This window comes from Amycolatopsis sp. NPDC047767, assembly GCF_040704195.1.
GTDB lineage: Bacteria > Actinomycetota > Actinomycetes > Mycobacteriales > Pseudonocardiaceae > Amycolatopsis.
In genome coordinates, this window is sequence record NZ_JBEYSJ010000029.1 from 82,093 (window position 1) to 99,139 (window position 17,047).

Here is a 17,047-nt window from a genome sequence, read left to right on the forward strand (position 1 = left end):
AACGCGTTCAGGCATCCGCGATGGACGCCGTGCGGAGGCGACGCACCGCGGCTTCCGACGCCGAGCCCGGTTCCGCTGTGTAGAGCGTGAGGAACTGGTCCGCGTCGTCCAGAATGCCGAGCAGTTCGTACGCCAGGGTGAACCGGCCCGCCACCGGATGGTCGAAGCTCTTGGCTCCGTAGGTGTGCTGGTGCACGTCGTGGTCGGCCCACCGGCCGCGGAAGTCCTCGCTCGCGGCCGACAGGTCCCTGATCAGGTCCGCCAGCAGCGGGTCGGCGGGGTACCGGCCCTGGTAGAGGCGCAGGTGCGCGACGGCCTCGGTCGCGCTGCCCGCCCAGTCCACCAGCACGCTGCGCGCCGCCGGGTCGGTGAAAAGGAACCGCACCATGTTGCGTGACGGTCCGGGCAGGGCTTCCCAGTCCGTGTACAGCGCGCGGGCCGGTCGGTTCGCGGCGAGCACGTCCATCCGGCGGCCGAGGACCATCGCCGGGAGCGGCTCGTGGGCATCGAGGATCCGGTGCACCGACGGCCGCACCCGCTGGGGCGGAACCGAGCGCGTTACTGGGCGAGTGCCCCCGGGGCGCACCAGCGCGAACAGGTGCGCCCGCTCCGTGGCGTTCAGCCGCAGCGCGCGGGCCACCGCGTCGAGCACCGAATCGGACGGGTTGATCCGGCGGCCGCGCTCCAGCCGCACGTAGTAGTCCACGTTCACCCCGGCCAGGCGCGCGACCTCCTCGCGCCGCAGGCCGGGGACGCGGCGAACGCCGGCACCCGGACCCAGCCCGGCCTCGGCCGGGGTGACCCGGGCGCGGCGCGAGCGCAGGAACTCGCTCAGCTCGTCATCCCGCTCCATGCGCCCGAGCCTAGAGCGAAGCGAGAACCAGCCGCCCGCTTACCTCCCGGGCGTCGATCCGCCGGTGCGCTTCGCGGGCCTCGGCGAACGGCAGCGTCGTCACGGGCAGGCTGATCTTCCCCTCGGTGAACAACGGCAGCACCGCCCGCGCCGCAGGCACGGCCGGTGAGGTGCCGGCGGCCAGGTAGCCGCCCACGTTGAACCCCACGACGCCGATGTTGCCGCCCCACACCGCGTTCGAGTCGAGCGCTGCGCCGTGCTCGCCGCCCGCGTTGCCGACCGCGAGCAGCCGGCCCATCGGTGCGAGCAGGCCGACCGAGGCCCGCCGCACGTCGCCGCCCACCGGATCGACGATCACCGTGAACCGCTCGTCTCCCAGCGCCTCGGTGAACTCACCGGAGAGGACCACCCGGTCGAACCCGAGCGCGAGCGCCGCGTCGATTTGCCCGGCCCGGCGCACGGTGCCGACCACCTCGTTCGCCCCGAGCAGCCGCGCCACCTCGGGGTAGACCGACGACAGTCCGCCGAGCGCGCCGTGCACCAGCACCTTGCCGCCGACCGGCGGGCGCACCGCCTCGGTGAGGGACAGGTACGCAGTAACCGCGTTCGCGAACCCTGCGACGGCCTGTTCGCGGCTCACACCCGTGCCCGCAAGCGGCACCACCAGGTCGGCGGGCGCGACGGTGACCTCCGCGTATCCGCCCATCCGCGGCAGGGTCAGCGTCGCCACCTCGTCGCCGACGGCGAACCGGTCGACGCCCGGGCCCACGGCGCGCACGGTGCCCGCCACCTCGAGCCCGGGCACCACCGGCGGTCGTGGCGCGTAGTCGTAGCCGGCCAGTTCGCCGCGGCGGATGATCGCATCGACCAGCCCGACGGCCGAGTGGGACACGGTGATACTGAGTTCCCCAGGCCCCGGGACGGGCTCGGGGACCTCGGCCGGCTCGATGACGCCGGGGTCGCCGTACGCGGTGATGAACATGGCCTTCATGGGTGCGTTCCTCCTGGTGTGGCTGCGATCCACGACCGAGGCTAACGACGCGCGAGGCCCGATCCGGCGCCCAGAGGGGACCTGTCAGGCCCCCTCTGGCCCGGAATTCCACGGCCCGGTCCGGACCAGGCCGGAACAGCGTCGTCACCGCCGCACGCGCACCACCCCGTCCTGCACCACGGCCGCGAGCCCGGTCGCCGGATTCGCCAGCACGTCGAGGTCCGCCAGCGGGTTCGCCCGTGCGAGCACGACGTCACCCCGGGCGCCGGGTGCGAGCGTGCCCACCGTGCCCACCTGCCGCAGCAGTTCGGCGGCGACCGTGGTGGCCGAGCGCAGCACCGCGGCCGGCTTCTGCACCTTGGCGCGCAACGAGAACTCCTCCGACTGCCGCGCCTGCATCGCGCCCAGCAGGTCGCTGCCGTAGGCGATGCGGACGCCGGCGGCGTCGGCGAGCTGCAACGCCTGGTAGCCGTTTTCCGTCACCCGCACGACCTTTTCGTACTGCTCGGCCGTGAAACCCAGCTCGCGGCTCTGCTCCAGCAAGGCCTGGTAGGTGATCAGCGTGGGCACGTAGAACGCGTCGTGCGCGAGGAACAGGTCGATCGACGTCGCGTCGAGGAGGTTGCCGTGTTCGATCGTGCGGACGCCGAGGCGCAGCCCGCGGTTCACGGCGTCGGCGGTGTAGGCGTGGCCCGCCGTGTAGAGGTTCGCCGCGGCCGCCTCCTCGACGATCGCGGTCACCTCCTCGTCGGAGAACTGCAGGGAGTCCACGCGGTCCGTGGGGCTCGCGCAGCCGCCGGACAGCATGATCTTGAGGTGGTGCGCGCCGCGGCGGATCTCGTCGCGGGCGGCGCGGCGCACTTCGTCCACGCCGTCGCACACGCGGCCGAGCACGGGGATCGCGTAGTGCTGGTCGTGCACGTCGCGCCCGGCCGGCCGCAGGTCGCCGTGCCCGCCGGTCTGCGAAAGCGCCTTGCCGCCGAAGAAGATCCGCGGCCCCGTGAACAGGCCTTCGGCCACGGCGGCGGCGATGCCGAAGTCGGCGCCCCCGACGTCGCGGACGCTCGTGAAGCCGCGGGCCAGCATGTCCTTCAGCAGGTGCGACGCCTGCGCGGCCACGTACGCGGGCGACTCGTCCGCGACCGTGCCGAGCGCCGCGCTCACGGCGTTCACGTGCACGTGGCAGTCGATGAGCCCCGGCACGGCGAACAACCCCGTGCCGTCCAGCTCGCCGTCCCCGGCCGGACCACCGGGATCGGCTTCGATCGCCGTGATCCGCCCGCCGGTGATGCGGACGACCTGGTCGCCGGTCACCTGCTCGGACTCGGGATCCACAACGCTGACGTGCCGGACGCTGAGGTCGGCGGGCATGCGGGCACCTCCAGAGGGTTCGTCGGGTTCAGCCACGTCCGATCGTCTCCTGTCCGATCGTCTCGAGCGAGCGGCCGGTGGTGCGCTGGCCGAACACGGCCACCACCCCGGCACCGATCACGAGCAGGACCAGCAGCATGGTGAACACGCCGCCGAACCCGACGTTGCTGTAGGAGAAACCGATCACGATCGGCGCGATGATGCCGCCGATCCGCCCGACCGCCGACGCGACGCCGAGGCCGGTGGTGCGGATCATCGTCGGGTAGATCTCGGACGTGTAGGAGTACTCGAGCGCCGCGTTGCCGTTCATGAAGAACGACAGCACGATGCCCCAGACCAGGATCTGCGTGCTGTTGCCCGCGAACGCCAGCCCCAACGCGCCGAGCGCGCCGCCCGCCAGGTAGATCACGATCGTCCACTTGCGCTCGATCCGTTCGCTCACGAACGCGGCCGAGTAGTAGCCGGGGATCTGCGCGAGGTAGATGACGATGGAGAACAGGAAGCTCTTCGAGATGTCGAAGCCCTGCTTCACCAGCAGCGACGGGATCCAGGTGAAGAAGCCGTAGTAGGTGAAGATGGCGACGAACCAGTAGACCCACGACGTGATCGTGGTCTTGCGCAGCCCGGACGACACCAGTGCGCGCAGGTTCGACAGGATCGTGCCCGAGGACACCTGCACCTCTTCGTCCTGTGTGGACGGTTGTGGGGCCGGCAGCGGGCCGACGCGGGCGCCGACCTGGCGCTCGATGTCGGCGACCACCAGCTCGGCCTCGGCAACGCGGCCGTGGACGTGCAGGAACCGCGGCGACTCCGGCAGCGAGCGGCGCCACCACAGCAGCATCACGATCGGCACCGCCGTGAGCACCTGGACCCAGCGCCAGCCGTGCGGTACGTCGCTGACCACGAAGTAGCCGAGCAGGCTCGCGAACACGTAGCCGAACGCGAAGAACCCGGCCAGGGAACCGATGTAGCGCCCGCGCACGCGCGAGGGCACGAACTCCGACAGGTAGGGCGCGATGATCGCGCTCTCCGCGCCGGTGCCCATGCCCGCCACGACGCGCGCGACGAACAACACTGCGAAGTTCGGCGCGACGGCCGCGACGAGGCTCGCGGCCGCGTAGAGGATCAGCGCGCTGACCATGACCGCGCGCCGGCCGATCCTGTCGCCGAGCACCCCGGCGCCGAACGCGCCGAAGAGGAAGCCGATCAGCAGGCTGCTGCCCAGGATGCCGGTGGCTCCGCTGGACAGGCCCCATTCGGCGGTGACGGAGGGGAGGATGAAGGCGACGATCGCGCCGTCCATCGCGTCGAAGGTGTACCCGAGGCCGCCCGCGAAGAGCAGCTTGTAGTGGAACCGGGAGATCGGCAGGCGTTCGAGCCGGGCCGCCAGCACGTGCGAAGTGAGCTTCGGGGGCGCGCCGGTCGTTTCTGACATGGAGCCTCCCACGATGGGGGACGAGGTCAGGACACTGTACAATGTCACATGACACATGGCACGATGAATTTCCGAGCGTTTACACGTTCGGCTCGGGAGCACGGCTCTGAGTAACATCGATTTCGTGGAGGTTTCATGACCGGGCGCGAAAAGCCATGGCACGGCGTGCTGGTGGCGGCCGCACTTCCCTTGCGGGAGACCGAGCCGGGTGCGCTGACCGTCGATTTCGACGCGTACGCCGAGCACGTCGCGTGGCTGGCCGAGAGCGGTTGTGACGGCGTCACGCCCAACGGTTCGCTGGGGGAGTACCAGACGCTGAGCGTAGAAGAGCGCACGCGCGTGGTCCGCACCGCGGTCGAAGCGGCGCCCGAGGGCTTCACGGTGATGCCGGGCGTCGCCGCGTACGGCGCGACGGAAGCACGGCGCTGGGCCGAAAGCGCGGCCGAGGCGGGCTGCCCCGCCGTGATGCTGCTGCCGCCCAACTCCTACCGGGCCGACGAGCGCGCGGTGGTCGAGCACTACCGCGAGGTCGCGAAGGCGGGTGTGCCGATCGTCGCGTACAACAATCCCTTCGACACCAAAGTCGACCTCGTGCCGGAGCTGCTGGCCGAGCTGCACGCCGAGGGCCTGATCGTCGGTGTGAAGGAATTCTCGGGCGACGTGCGCCGGCCGTACCGGATCGCCGAGCTCGCGCCGGAGCTCGACGTGCTGTGCGGTGCCGACGACGTGCTGCTGGAGCTGGCGATCGCCGGCGCGCCCGGCTGGGTCGCGGGCTACCCCAACGCGTTCCCGAAGGCCACCAGCGAGCTGTGGGCCGCGGCGTCGGCCGGCGACCTGGAGAAGGCCGTGCCGCTCTACCGGCTGCTGCACCCGTTGCTGCGCTGGGATTCGCTCACGGAGTTCGTGCAGGCGATCAAGCTGAGCATGGACATCGCGGGCCGCTACGGCGGCCCGTGCCGTCCGCCACGGGTGCCGCTCACGCCCGAGCAGGAGAAGGCCGTCCGCCAGGCCACCGAACGAGCGCTCGAGGAAGGGCTTTCCTAGACCATGCGCGCCAAGCGGCTGTTCCACGCGGTCGACTCCCACACCGAGGGCATGCCGACCCGGGTGATCACGGGTGGGGTCGGCGTCGTGCCGGGTGCCACGATGTTCGAGCGCCGGCAGTACTTCGTCGAGCACCTCGACCACCTCCGGCTGCTGCTGATGAACGAGCCGCGCGGGCATTCGGCGATGAGCGGCGCGATCCTGCAGCCGCCGACGCGCCCGGACGCCGACTGGGGCGTGCTGTTCATCGAGGTGTCGGGCTGCCTGCCGATGTGCGGGCACGGCACCATCGGCGTCGCGACGGTGCTGGTCGAGACGGGCATGGTCGAGGTCGTCGAGCCGGTCACCACGATCCGGCTCGACACCCCGGCCGGGCTCGTCGTCGCGGAGGTCGCGGTGCAGGACGGCGCCGCGCGGTCGGTGACGATCCGCAACGTGCCCTCGTTCTCGGTCGGGCTCGACCGCAAGGTGGCCGTGCCGGGGCTCGGCCAGGTGCGCTACGACCTGGCCTTCGGTGGCAACTTCTACGCGATCGTGGAGCTCGAGGAGCTCGGGCTTCCCTTCGACCGCGCGGAAAAGCAGAAGCTGCTCGACGCGGGATTGTCCATCATGGACGCGATCAACGTCCAGGACCTCCCTGTGCACCCGGAGAACCCCGCGATTTCGGGCTGCCACCACGTGTACCTCGCCGCGCCGGGTTCCGACGCGCGGGTCTCGCGCCACGCCATGGCGATCCACCCGGGCTGGTTCGACCGTTCGCCGTGCGGCACCGGCACGAGCGCGCGGATGGCGCAGCTGCACGCGCGCGGCGAGCTGGCGCTGCACACCGACTTCCGCAACGAGTCGTTCATCGGCACGCACTTCATCGGCCGGCTGGTGGAGGAGACGACGGTGGCTTCGCTGCCGGCCGTGATCCCGACCATCACCGGCCGCGCGTGGCTGACCGGCACGGCGCAGTACTTCCTCGACCCCGACGACCCGTTCCCGGCGGGGTTCGAACTGTGATCGAGGTCCTGGCCGCGCGGCCGTCGATACCCGCGGCGATCGCTGCGCTGCGGGCAGCGCTGGCCGACGGTCTCGACCCTTCGGCGGATCCGGCGCGCGCGGTCGTTCCGGTGCCGAGCGGGCAGTTCCTGCTGATGCCGGCGTTCTGGGGTGCGTTCGCCGGGGTGAAGGTGGCGACGGTCGCGCCCGGGAACCCGGCGCGTGACCTGCCGCGGATCCAGGGCGAGTACCTGCTGCTGGACGGCGCGACGTTGACGCCGCTGGCCCTGCTCGACGGGGTGGCGGTGACGTCCGTGCGCACGGCGGCGGTGTCGGCCCTGGCCGTGGACTGCCTGGCGGCGCCGGACGCGTCGCGGCTGGTGGTGTTCGGGACCGGCCCGCAGGCGGCGAGCCACCTCGAAGCGCTGCGGCAGGTCCGGCCGGTGCGCGACGTCGTCGTGGTGGGGCGTTCGGCCGCGCGTACCGCGGCTTTCGCGGCGGCTCAGGGCGCGCGCGTCGGCACTGCGGCGGACGTGGCTTCGGCCGACCTGGTGGTGTGCTGCACGACTTCGTCGACACCGTTGTTCGACGGCGCCCTGGTTCCGGACGGGGCGACGGTGGTGGCGGTCGGTTCGCACGAACCGCACGTGCGTGAGATCGACGCCGCGTTGATGGGCCGCGCCACGGTGGTCGTCGAAGCGGCCGACACCGCCCTGCGCGAGGCCGGCGACGTCGTGCTGGCGGTTTCCGAAGGAGCACTGGCGCCGGACGCGCTGGTGCCGCTGTCCGATGTGGTCCGCGGGGCGGCGCTGCCCGGGTCGGGGCCCCGGCTGTTCAAGAGTGTGGGAATGGCGTGGGAGGATCTGGTGGTCGCCGCAACCACCTACGAGGCCGCCCGGGGAGAGTCACGTTGACCAGCCAGGAGCACCTCACGCTGACGCTGCCCACCTTCGGCGTGCAGCGGAACCTGCGCGACCAGATCACGCAGACGCTGCGCGCCGCCGTCATCTCCGGCGAGCTGCGCCCCGGCGTTGTGTACTCGGCGCCCAGCCTCGCCACGCAGTTCGGCGTCTCCGCGACACCCGTGCGCGAGGCCATGCTCGACCTCGTCAAAGAGGGCTTGATCGACACGGTGCGCAACAAGGGTTTCCGCGTCACCGAACCGTCCGAAAAGGACCTCGACGACCTCAGCGAGCTGCGCGCCCTCATCGAGGTGCCCACCGTCCGCCGCCTCGCCGAGACCGGCGTCGACCCCGCCGTGATCGCCGAGCTGCGCCCGCTGGCCACCGGCATCGAACACGCGGCCGCCGCGCACGACCTCATCGCCCACGTCGCCACGGACATGCAGTTCCACCTACGCCTGCTCGAACAGGCGGGCAACCCCCACCTCGTCGAGACCGTCCGCTCCCTGCGCTCCCGCTCCCGCATCTACGGCCTCCGCGGCCTCGCCGACCGCGACGAGCTCATCCCCTCCTCCCACGAACACGCGGAACTCCTGGACCTCATCGAAGCCCGCGACGCCGCCGGCGCGGAGGCCCTGATGACCCGCCACATCCGGCACGTGCGGGGAATCTGGGCGGAGGAACCGAGGCACTAGGGCCGGACGAACAACCGCCGGTGCCATTCCTCGGCTTTGGCGCCACTCCGCTCGAGCGCCGCGATCATGGGACGGTTCATGGCGTCCACGTACGCATGAACCGTGGCCAGACCGCGTTCGCGAGCCGCTCGGTAACCCGCGTAGGCAAGCTGCTCACCCGGCCCGCGACCGCGATGCTCGTACGCCACACAGAGCTAACAGAGTACGGCGGAGTCGCCTGCGGCGCTGATTCCGACAACTCCGGCTGACTCGCCCTCCGGTGACTCGGCGAGCAGCCAGGACTTCTCGTCGGCGGGCTGCACGTCCTGACGGAGAAAACTGTCGGCCCAGTCTCGTGGGGCCTGCCGGGTCAAGCCGCGGCGATCGCTGCGGTCGAGAGTGGTTGTCGCGGCGCTCGCCATCACCTCGGCCACCCGCTCACGGCCGACTTCGGCCAGAGTCCGAAACCTGAGGTCGTGAGACACGATCAACGGTTGCCCAGTATCGACCCACGCGAGACGATGCCTTTCGACGGCCAGCTCGAAGCCGGTGTCTCGTGCGATCGTGCATCGGTCGTCGGCGTCCTCGTGGACCGAGTCGTTGATGTCGAGATACAGCGGCGCGCAACGCAGAGCGGGATCCGCGCCGGCGGAGAGCACGACGACCCCCGTGGCGGTGTCGCCGGCCGGGAAGGACCACCGGGCCAAGGTGTACGCCAACGGCTGCCGCTCGAACACCTCCGCCCGCCCGAGCGTCACTCCGGCCACGATGTCGCCGTCCCGATCCAGCTCCAACCGCACGATCGGCCGGAGCGTCGAGCCGGGCCGGACATCCGTCTCGCTCAGGTGGTGGCGAATCAACCGTTCCATTGGGCTCCTTCCCATCACCCTGCCTGGTTTTGGCGTCGTTTGCGGCGGCCGACAATAGCCGGTCCCGAAGCGAGCCGGCTGGCGGAATTCGCGCCGGCGTTGTGCGAAAGTGGATTCCCGAACGAGGGGAGTCCGGGAATGGGCGAGGAAGCCGCCACGGCGCAGGAGCTGTTCGACGCCATCGGAGCCGGGTACGAAGAGGCCTTCGGCCGGCCGCCGGTGGTCGAGGCGGCGGTGCGGGAGCTGGTCGCGGTGCTGCCGCCGGGGGCGCGGGTGCTCGACGTCGGCAGTGGCACCGGCCGGCCGGTCGCCGAGGACCTGGCGAAAGCCGGGCACCGGGTCACGGGGCTTGACGTGTCGGGCGAGATGGTCCGGATCGCGCGGGAGCAGGTGCCGGCCGCGGAGTTCCGGCACGTGGACGTGCGGGAGTGGGAGTCTGAACCCGAGAGCTGGGACGCGGTGTGCGCGTTCTTCCCGTTCCTGCAGATGACCCGCGCGGAAACGGAGTCCGTGCTGGGCAAGATCGCGGGGTGGCTGAAGCCGGGCGGACGGTTCTCGCTCATCACCGTGCCGAAGGACATCGAAGACGTGCCGCTCGAGTTCCTCGGCCACGCCGTGCGTCTCACCAGTTTCGCGGCCGGCGATCTCGAAAGCCGGGTCCGGGCCACCGGGCTCGAGGTGACCGGGACGCGGTCGGAGGTCTTCGAGCCCGGCAAGCCCGGCGCGGAGCCGGAAGAGCACTTCCTGATCACCGCACGGAAACCCTGATCACTCCCCGGAAAACCGCTGCGAAAGCTCGTTCACCTCGGGCAGCCCGATCAGCGTCGTGAACTCGTCGAACGTCGGCACGCCCGGCAGGGCGGCCGTGGGCGTGCCGTCGCGGCGGATGACGTCCAGCAGGGAGCGGATCCCGGCCGTCGCGGCGAGCAGGGTGCCGATCGGGTAGAGCACGAGTGAAAAACCCAGGTCCGTGATACGCGACAGCGGCAGCGGCGGGGTCCGGCCGCCTTCGGCCCAGTTGAACACCAGGGGCGCGACGCCGCGCAGCTCGGTGGCCACGCGTTCGATGCTCTCCTCGCTCGTCGGCGCTTCCACGAACAGCACGTCGGCGCCCGCGTCGGCGTAGGCCTTGGCGCGGCCGAGCGCGTCGTCGAGGCCGTGGACGGCGGCGGCGTCCGTGCGGGCGATGAGCACGAAGTCCGGGTCGCGCCGCGCGGCGGCGGCCGCGGCGATCTTGCCGACCATCTCCTCGCGCGAGATCACGGCCTTGCCTGACATGTGGCCGCACTTCTTCGGCATCACCTGGTCTTCGAGGTGGATCGCCGCGACGCCGGCCTGTTCGTACGCCCGCACGGTGCGCACCACGTTGATCGCGTTGCCGTAGCCGGTGTCGGCGTCGGCGATCACCGGCACGTCGACGGCCGAGACGATGCGCGTCGCGTTGTCGATCATCTCCGCGGCGGAGAGCAGGCCCACGTCCGGGCGCCCGATGAGCGACGCGGTGGTGCCGAAGCCCGTCATGTACACGACGTCGAACCCGGCCTGCTCCACCAGCCGGGCCGAAAGCGCGTCGTACGCCCCGGGCGCGACCAGCGGCGGGCCCGCGGCCAGCAGCTCGCGCAGGCGCTTGCGCGGGGTTCCGGCGGTACCGAGCAGATTTCCCACGGAATTCCTCCTTGTATACATCCAGAGCAAAACTACGCCGCACGCCTTGCGGCGGACAAGACTCCGGCCTAGATTGCACACAATCTTCGAGAAGGGGTGACGGGTGACACAGGCGGCGACTTCATCGGGACGCGCGGTGGACGCACTGCGCGAGCTGATCCTGAAGGGCGAGTTCCTGGCGGGCGCCCGGCTCGGCGAGGTCGAGCTGGCCGTCCGGCTCGGCGTGAGCCGGACCCCGGTGCGCGAGGCGCTGACCCGCCTCGCGGCCGAGGGCCTCGTGGAGATCGTCCCCAATCGCGGGGCGCGGGTCAGCCGGTGGACCGTCGCCGAGCTGGAAGGCGTCTTCGAGCTGCGCACGCTGCTGGAACCCCAGCTCACGGCGCTCGCCGTGCCCCACGCGACCGAGGCCGACCTGGCCGCGCTCGACGAGCTCGCCGCGCGCATGGTCGAGGTCGGCTGCCCCGGACCGGGACAGGACCTCGACGCGCTCGTGCCGATGAACCGCGACTTTCACGCCAAGCTCGTGGAGCTCGCCCGCCACCCGGCCCTGGCCGGCGCGCTCGCGAGCGCCATCCACGCGCCGATCGTGCTGCGCAACTTCCACACCTACGACGAACAGTCCCTGCGGCGCAGCCTCGCGCACCACGTCGAGATCGTCGCCGCCCTCCGCGCCGGTGACTCCGACTGGGCGCGGGCCACCATGACCGCCCACATCCGCAACGCCCGCGCTGCAATGTTGGCCCCGGCTTCGCCGGGGCGTGCGAGATCGCCGGGAAGCCGGCGTCTCGACTGAACGGTCGGATCGGCCGGGGCCGATCGCACCGTCCAGTCGAAACGCCGGCGCGATCTCGCGCTGTGGTAGCCGGACGTAACGCCCGCGCCGTAACGGTGCGAACCAGACAACACAGGAGAAGGCATGACTCATCTCCCCAGCGACACCGCCACGGCGGACAGCCCGTCCTCTGAACAGCAACCACAGAGCGAGATCGCGCCGGCGTCGGCGGAGCCGAGGCCAAATTACCGGCTTGGTGTCGACGTCGGCGGCACGTTCACCGACGTGCTGCTGGTCGAGGAGACGACCGGCGGCACCTGGCGGGCGAAGACCCCGTCGACCCCCGCCGACCAGTCGGTCGGCGTCCGCAACGGCATCGCGAAGGTGTGCGCCGACGCGGGCATCGCGCTGAGCGAGGTCGCGCAGGTGCTGCACGGCACGACCGTGGCCACCAACGCCATCCTCGAAGGCAAGGGCGCCCGCGTGGGGCTCGTGACCACGCGCGGGTTCCGCCAGGTGCTGCAGATCGCGCGCTCCTACGTCCCGGGCGGGCTGGCCGGCTGGATCATCTGGCCGAAGCCGGAACCCTTGGCGGCGCTGGAGAACACCGTCGAGGTCGACGAGCGCATCGCCAGCGACGGCGCGGTGATCCGCGAGCTCGACGAGGCCGACGTACGGGCCCAGCTGGAGAAGCTGCGAGGCCGTGACATCCAGGCGCTCGCCGTGTCGCTGATCAACTCCTTCGCCGACTCCGCGCACGAACGCCGTGTGGGCGAGATAGCCGCCGAGGTGCTGCCCGGTGTCCCGGTGTCGCTGTCGTCGGACGTGCTGCCCGAGCTGCGTGAGTACGAGCGCACGGTCACCACCGTCGCCAACGGTTACGTGCAGCCGCAGGTGAAAAAGTACGTCGAGACCCTGGCCAGTGAGCTCGCCGCCAGCGGCGTGGCCGGTGAGCTGGCCATCCTCCGCAGCGACGGAGGCCTCTCGGCCGCCGACGCCGCCGTCGCCGCCCCCGTGACGATGCTGCTGTCCGGTCCAGCCGGCGGCGTGACCGGCGCGGTGTGGGTGGCCGAGCAGTGCGGCCACCGCGACCTCATCACGTTCGACATGGGCGGCACGTCCACCGACGTCGCGCTCGTGCAGGACCTCAACCCGCGCGTCGGCCGGGAGACGCAGGTCGGTGACCTCACCGTGCGAGCGTCCAGTGTGGACGTTCGGACTGTGGGCGCCGGCGGCGGATCGATCGCCCACGTACCGGAACTGACGAAGGCGCTGCGCGTCGGCCCGCAGTCCGCCGGCGCCGACCCCGGCCCGGCCGCCTACGGCAAGGGCGGCACCGAGCCGACGGTGACCGACGCCAACGTGGTCCTCGGCTACCTGCCCGCGCAGCTGGCGGGCGGCGAGATCACGCTCGACGTCGAGGCCGCTCGTACGGCGGTCGCCAAGGTGGCCGACGCGATGGGCCTGCCCAGTGTCGAAGCCGCGGCGGCCGGGATCATCGACATCGTCAACGAGAACATGCTCGGCGGCCTGCGCCTGGTCTCGGTGCAGCAGGGCTTCGACCCGCGCGACTTCGCGCTCGTCACGTTCGGCGGCGCGGGTCCCCTGCACGCCAACGCCCTCGGCAAGCTCACCGGCGCGTGGCCCGTGATCGTGCCGCCGTCGCCGGGCGTGCTGTGCGCGCTGGGCGACGCGACCACGAGCCTGCGTGACGTGTCGGCCCGCACGGTGCTGCGCCGCTTCGCCGACCTCACCGGCGCCGAGCTCGTGCAGATCCTGCGCGAGCTCGGCGACGAGGCCGGCGGCCGGCTCGTGGAGCAGGGGCTCGACCGCGCCGACCAGACCCTCGGGTTCCAGGTCGACGTGCGCTACCACGGCCAGGGCTTCGAGATCCCGGTCGAGGTCGACCCGGCGTCGCTGGACGCGCCCGGCACCGCGCTCGACCTGCTGGCCAAGCACTTCGACGCCGAGCACGACCGGCTGTTCTCCTTCCTGCTCAACGTGGACCACGAGCTGGTCAACGCGCGCGCCACCGTCACCGGCCCGCGCCCGTCGGTGGCGGCCGTGACGCTGGCCGAGGGCACCGGCGACCCGGCGGCCGCGCTGGTGGACACGCACCCGATCCACGTGTCGGGCAAACAGCTCGACGCGAAGGTCTACGACCGCGCGAAGCTTCTCGCCGGTGACGTCGTCGCCGGGCCCGCCATCGTGACCGAAATGGACTCCACGACCCTCGTGCTGCCCGAGCACGCCGCCACCGTGCACGCGTCCGGCAGCCTGCTGATCACCCCGCTGGAGGGCTGAACCTTGGCTGAGATCATCGAGACCGCCACCGGCGCGATCACCAAGTCCGAAGTGGACCCCGTCACCCTCGACCTCATCGAGAACGGGCTGCGCAACGCCCGCTATGAGATGGACGAGGTGCTCTTCCGCACCGCGCTCTCGCCCGGCATCCGCGAGCAGCACGACGAGTTCCCGCTCATCGGCGACCCGAGCGGCAAGATGGTGGTCGGCCAGTTCGGACTGTCCATCCCGGACTTCCTCGAGGGCTTCGACGACACCATCGAAGAGGGCGACGTGCTGATGACGTCGGACCCGTACGCCTGCGGCGCGGCGATCAGCCACGCCAACGACTGGCTGATCGTGATGCCGATCTACCACGAGGGCCGGCTCGTCGGCTGGGCCTCGATGTTCGGGCACATGTCCGACGTCGGCGGCAAGACCCCGTCGTCGATGCCCACCGACGCACGCACGATCTACGAGGAAGGTGTGGTCGTCCCGCCGTTCAAGCTGTACCGCAAGGGAAAGCTCAACGAGGACGCCCTGCGGATCATCCTCAACCAGGTCCGCATGCCCGACTGGAACCGCGCCGACCTCAACGGGCTCGTCGCCGCCTGCCGCACGGCGTCGCGCCGCGTGGTGGAGATGTGCGACCGGTTCGGCACGGCGACCTACCTGTCCGCTTTGGACGCTTTGCTGCAGCGCAACTACGACGCCATGAAGATCCTGCTGCAGACGGTGTTCGAAGACGGCAAGACGATCAGCTTCACCGACTACATCTGCGACGACGGCGTGGGTTTCGGCCCGTACGAGCTGAAACTCTCGCTCACCCGCACCGGCGAGAAGGTGCACCTGGATTTCACGGGCAGCTCGCCGCAGGCCGCGGGGCCGATCAACTACTACATCAACGAGAACCTCACCCGGATGTTCTTCGGGATCTACATGATCACCGTGGCCGACCCCCAGATCCTGTGGAACGACGGGTTCTACCCGCTGGTCGACGTGACCATTCCGGACGGTTCCTACTGGAAGCCGAAGCACCCGGCGTCGCTCAACGGCCGCAACCACGGCATCGGCCGCGTGTTCGACCTGTTCGGCGGCCTGCTCGGCCAGACGAACCCGGCTCTGCTCAACGCGGCCGGCTTCTCGTCCAGCCCGCACTTCATGTACTCCGGCAACTACTCGAGCGGCGAGCGCAAGGGCGAGTGGTTCCAGCTGTACTCGATCGGCTTCGGCGGCATCCCCGGCCGGCCGCTGGGCGACGGGCCCGACGGGCACTCGCTGTGGCCGAGCTTCGTGAACATCCCGTGCGAGTACCTGGAGTCATACTACCCGCTGCGCATCGAACGCTGGGAGACCGTCGCCGACACCGGTGGCGCGGGGCTGCACCGCGGCGGCAACGGTGTCGACGTGACCTACGTCTTCGAAGAACCCGGCACCATCGCCATCCACGACGACCGCTGGCTCACCTACCCGTGGGGCGTCAACGGCGGCGCACCCGGCGCGCGCGGGACGAAGTGGATCGACCGCGCCGACGGCACCAGGGAAGTCCTGCCCAGCAAGTGCCACGACGTCCCGGTGCACACCGGCGACGTGCTGCACTTCGTCACCTGGGGTGGCGGCGGCTGGGGCGACCCGCTGGAGCGCGACCCCGCGCTGGTGGGCCTGGAGGTCGAACGCGGCCTCGTGACGTCCGACGGTGCCCGCGCCTACGGCGTGGTCGTCGCGGCGGACGGCACGGTGGACGCCGACGCGACAAAGACGTTTCGCGATCAGCTGCGTGCCTCGCGGCCGGCGGAGCTGCCGGTGTTCGACATGGGCCCGCCGATCGAGGAGCTGCTGGCCAACTGCGAGGCGGAGACCGGCCTGCCGGCGCCGCAGCGCCCGGTCTGGTCGGCGTCGTGAGCGGGCCGCACGGGTCCGCGTTCTCCGGCCGGCTCGGTTGGGGAGCGCGGCCCGCGCTGCTCGTGATCGACCTCGTGCGTGCGTACACCGAAGCCGGCGGTCCCTTCGAACTCCCCGGCCCGGGGCCCGCGATCGAGGCGACCCGCGCGTTGCTCGAAGCCGCGCGCGCGGCCGGGCACCCGGTGGTGTGGACATCGGTGGTCTACACGCGCGGCCTCGCCGACGGTGGGCTGTTCGTGGAGAAAGTCCCGGCGCTCAAAGCGTTCGAGGAAGGCGCCGAGGGCGGGTGGGGCGAGATAGGCCCGCTGAAACCCGAACCGGGGGAAGCCGTGGTGACCAAGCAGTACGCGTCGGCGTTCTTCGGCACCTCGCTTGCGTCCACTTTGCACGCGTCCGGTGTGGACACTCTCGTCGTCACCGGGGTTTCCACCTCCGGCTGCGTGCGAGCGTCCGCAATGGACGCACTCAACCACGGGTTCCGGCCCAAGGTGGTGCGCCAGGCGTGTGCGGACCGCACGGAAGCCGTGCACGACAACAATCTGGTGGATCTCGACGCGAAGTACGCCGACGTCGTGAATGTCGAAGAGGCGTTGAAAAACCTCGGGAAATGACCACGAGGGGCCTCCCCAGGCCGGCTCGGGATACCGGCGGGGAGGCCCCTCTGTGGTGCGGCCGCGACTACTGTTGCTGCTGGTCGTCGCCGCCGAAGCGTTCCTTCAGCTTGTCGGCACCCTGGTGGATCTGGTCGCCGTGCTTGCCGCCGGTCTTTTCGTCGGCGAAGTCGGCGGCCTTGTCGACGCCCTGGCCGACCTTGTCCGGGTGCTGGCCCGCGAACTCCTGCAGCTTCTCCTTGGCCTTGTCGAACATGCCGTCCATCTCGCGCTCCCTTCCGTCGTGCCGAATTCGGGTGGACGTTCCGAGGAGTACCCAGCAGTTCACCGGGTCAGCCCCATTGTCCCCTCATCGGGTGAGATGGGAGCGGAAGGTTTTTCAGTTGAAGCGACCGGCTCCGTCGAGGTAGGACACCTTTTCGACGGTGATCCCGCCTTCGAGCAGCTCGTCGGCCCGCGCGACCAGGCCACGCAGCGCGTCGTTGCCACTGTGGACCTTCAATGCGCCGAGGTCGGCGAACATCTCGTAGAAGACGAACTCGTCCTCACGCTTGTTCAGCAGGTAGAGCAGCGTGCCCTCTTCCTGCCGAGCCGCGTCGACGAGCCCGCGCAGCAGCTGTTCCACCTCCGCCTCTTTGCCCGCTTTGGGACGGATGTAGGCGATCTGCGCGACTGTCATTCCTGACCTCCA

General features: G+C 70.8%; 18 protein-coding genes. 9 read left to right on the top strand and 9 right to left on the bottom strand.

Annotated elements, in window-relative coordinates:
• Positions 1–7: 7 nt before the first annotated feature.
• The 4 genes from AB0878_RS37270 to AB0878_RS37285 all read right to left on the bottom strand — a co-directional run bounded on the left by AB0878_RS37270 (position 8) and on the right by AB0878_RS37285 (position 4,650).
• On the bottom strand, positions 8–853 hold the full coding sequence (locus AB0878_RS37270) for a helix-turn-helix transcriptional regulator (RefSeq protein WP_366585461.1): 846 nt from the start codon (positions 851–853) through the stop codon (positions 8–10).
• A 10-nt stretch (positions 854–863) separates the two neighbouring features.
• Positions 864–1,844 carry a zinc-binding dehydrogenase gene (locus tag AB0878_RS37275; protein ID WP_366585463.1) on the bottom strand — a complete coding sequence of 327 codons (981 nt, stop codon included), beginning with the start codon at positions 1,842–1,844 and terminating at the stop codon, positions 864–866.
• A 144-nt stretch (positions 1,845–1,988) separates the two neighbouring features.
• On the bottom strand, positions 1,989–3,215 hold the full coding sequence (locus tag AB0878_RS37280) for an amidohydrolase family protein (protein WP_366585465.1): 1,227 nt from the start codon (positions 3,213–3,215) through the stop codon (positions 1,989–1,991).
• A 28-nt stretch (positions 3,216–3,243) separates the two neighbouring features.
• Positions 3,244–4,650, bottom strand: coding sequence for an MFS transporter (locus tag AB0878_RS37285; RefSeq protein WP_366585467.1), 1,407 nt, complete (start codon positions 4,648–4,650; stop codon positions 3,244–3,246).
• A 135-nt stretch (positions 4,651–4,785) separates the two neighbouring features.
• Between AB0878_RS37285 and AB0878_RS37290 the strand changes: the two genes are divergently transcribed.
• The 4 genes from AB0878_RS37290 to AB0878_RS37305 are packed head-to-tail and all read left to right on the top strand — an operon-like array spanning position 4,786 to position 8,275.
• Positions 4,786–5,694: a dihydrodipicolinate synthase family protein gene (locus AB0878_RS37290; RefSeq protein ID WP_366585469.1), complete on the top strand. Its 909-nt coding sequence runs from the start codon at positions 4,786–4,788 to the stop codon at positions 5,692–5,694.
• 3 nt (positions 5,695–5,697) lie between these two features.
• The gene (locus AB0878_RS37295) at positions 5,698–6,699 is read left to right on the top strand and encodes a proline racemase family protein (RefSeq protein WP_366585471.1); all 1,002 of its coding nucleotides are present in this window, start codon (positions 5,698–5,700) and stop codon (positions 6,697–6,699) included.
• Positions 6,696–7,592, top strand: coding sequence for an ornithine cyclodeaminase family protein (locus AB0878_RS37300; RefSeq protein ID WP_366585473.1), 897 nt, complete (start codon positions 6,696–6,698; stop codon positions 7,590–7,592). The genes AB0878_RS37295 and AB0878_RS37300 overlap by 4 nt, the downstream gene beginning before the upstream one ends.
• Positions 7,589–8,275 carry a GntR family transcriptional regulator gene (locus tag AB0878_RS37305; protein WP_366585475.1) on the top strand — a complete coding sequence of 229 codons (687 nt, stop codon included), beginning with the start codon at positions 7,589–7,591 and terminating at the stop codon, positions 8,273–8,275. Before AB0878_RS37300 ends, AB0878_RS37305 begins: the two co-directional genes overlap by 4 nt.
• On the opposite strand, the gene AB0878_RS37310 is transcribed toward AB0878_RS37305, so the two are convergent.
• Both AB0878_RS37310 and AB0878_RS37315 read right to left on the bottom strand, forming a co-directional pair.
• Positions 8,272–8,463, bottom strand: a complete 192-nt coding sequence (locus AB0878_RS37310; protein WP_366585477.1) for a hypothetical protein — start codon at positions 8,461–8,463, stop codon at positions 8,272–8,274. The genes AB0878_RS37305 and AB0878_RS37310 overlap by 4 nt on opposite strands.
• A 6-nt stretch (positions 8,464–8,469) precedes the next feature.
• Positions 8,470–9,114 (bottom strand): hypothetical protein, encoded by a 645-nt coding sequence (locus tag AB0878_RS37315; protein ID WP_366585479.1) that lies wholly within the window; start codon positions 9,112–9,114, stop codon positions 8,470–8,472.
• Positions 9,115–9,261: 147 nt separating this feature from the next.
• Between AB0878_RS37315 and AB0878_RS37320 the strand changes: the two genes are divergently transcribed.
• Positions 9,262–9,891, top strand: coding sequence for a class I SAM-dependent methyltransferase (locus AB0878_RS37320; RefSeq protein WP_366585481.1), 630 nt, complete (start codon positions 9,262–9,264; stop codon positions 9,889–9,891).
• Here AB0878_RS37320 and AB0878_RS37325 read toward each other — a convergent pair whose 3' ends face one another.
• The gene (locus tag AB0878_RS37325; RefSeq protein WP_366585483.1) at positions 9,892–10,788 is read right to left on the bottom strand and encodes an oxaloacetate decarboxylase; all 897 of its coding nucleotides are present in this window, start codon (positions 10,786–10,788) and stop codon (positions 9,892–9,894) included.
• A gap of 136 nt (positions 10,789–10,924) precedes the next feature.
• On the opposite strand from AB0878_RS37325, the gene AB0878_RS37330 reads away from it, so the two are divergent.
• From AB0878_RS37330 to AB0878_RS37345, 4 genes are all read left to right on the top strand, one after another.
• Positions 10,925–11,581 (top strand): GntR family transcriptional regulator, encoded by a 657-nt coding sequence (locus AB0878_RS37330; RefSeq protein ID WP_366585485.1) that lies wholly within the window; start codon positions 10,925–10,927, stop codon positions 11,579–11,581.
• A 123-nt stretch (positions 11,582–11,704) separates the two neighbouring features.
• Positions 11,705–13,864: a hydantoinase/oxoprolinase family protein gene (locus AB0878_RS37335; protein ID WP_366585487.1), complete on the top strand. Its 2,160-nt coding sequence runs from the start codon at positions 11,705–11,707 to the stop codon at positions 13,862–13,864.
• A 3-nt stretch (positions 13,865–13,867) separates the two neighbouring features.
• Positions 13,868–15,745, top strand: coding sequence for a hydantoinase B/oxoprolinase family protein (locus tag AB0878_RS37340; RefSeq protein ID WP_366585489.1), 1,878 nt, complete (start codon positions 13,868–13,870; stop codon positions 15,743–15,745).
• The gene (locus AB0878_RS37345) at positions 15,742–16,356 is read left to right on the top strand and encodes an isochorismatase family protein (protein ID WP_366585491.1); all 615 of its coding nucleotides are present in this window, start codon (positions 15,742–15,744) and stop codon (positions 16,354–16,356) included. The genes AB0878_RS37340 and AB0878_RS37345 overlap by 4 nt, the downstream gene beginning before the upstream one ends.
• 67 nt (positions 16,357–16,423) lie before the next feature.
• On the opposite strand, the gene AB0878_RS37350 is transcribed toward AB0878_RS37345, so the two are convergent.
• Both AB0878_RS37350 and AB0878_RS37355 read right to left on the bottom strand, forming a co-directional pair.
• Positions 16,424–16,621, bottom strand: coding sequence for an antitoxin (locus AB0878_RS37350; RefSeq protein WP_285968502.1), 198 nt, complete (start codon positions 16,619–16,621; stop codon positions 16,424–16,426).
• Positions 16,622–16,735: 114 nt separating this feature from the next.
• Complete coding sequence (locus AB0878_RS37355; RefSeq protein ID WP_366585493.1) at positions 16,736–17,035, bottom strand: putative quinol monooxygenase; 300 nt, start codon at positions 17,033–17,035, stop codon at positions 16,736–16,738.
• Between the last annotated feature and the right edge of the window lie 12 nt (positions 17,036–17,047).

Bases quoted from the DNA above. Each gene is read 5' to 3' on its own strand.
- AB0878_RS37270 (WP_366585461.1), bottom strand. From the start codon at position 853: ATGGAGCGGGATGACGAGCTGAGCGAGTTCCTGCGCTCGCGCCGCGCC.
- AB0878_RS37275 (WP_366585463.1), bottom strand. From the start codon at position 1,844: ATGAAGGCCATGTTCATCACCGCGTACGGCGACCCCGGCGTCATCGAG.
- AB0878_RS37280 (WP_366585465.1), bottom strand. From the start codon at position 3,215: ATGCCCGCCGACCTCAGCGTCCGGCACGTCAGCGTTGTGGATCCCGAG.
- AB0878_RS37285 (WP_366585467.1), bottom strand. From the start codon at position 4,650: ATGTCAGAAACGACCGGCGCGCCCCCGAAGCTCACTTCGCACGTGCTG.
- AB0878_RS37290 (WP_366585469.1), top strand. From the start codon at position 4,786: ATGACCGGGCGCGAAAAGCCATGGCACGGCGTGCTGGTGGCGGCCGCA.
- AB0878_RS37295 (WP_366585471.1), top strand. From the start codon at position 5,698: ATGCGCGCCAAGCGGCTGTTCCACGCGGTCGACTCCCACACCGAGGGC.
- AB0878_RS37320 (WP_366585481.1), top strand. From the start codon at position 9,262: ATGGGCGAGGAAGCCGCCACGGCGCAGGAGCTGTTCGACGCCATCGGA.
- AB0878_RS37335 (WP_366585487.1), top strand. From the start codon at position 11,705: ATGACTCATCTCCCCAGCGACACCGCCACGGCGGACAGCCCGTCCTCT.
- AB0878_RS37350 (WP_285968502.1), bottom strand. From the start codon at position 16,621: ATGGACGGCATGTTCGACAAGGCCAAGGAGAAGCTGCAGGAGTTCGCG.
- AB0878_RS37355 (WP_366585493.1), bottom strand. From the start codon at position 17,035: ATGACAGTCGCGCAGATCGCCTACATCCGTCCCAAAGCGGGCAAAGAG.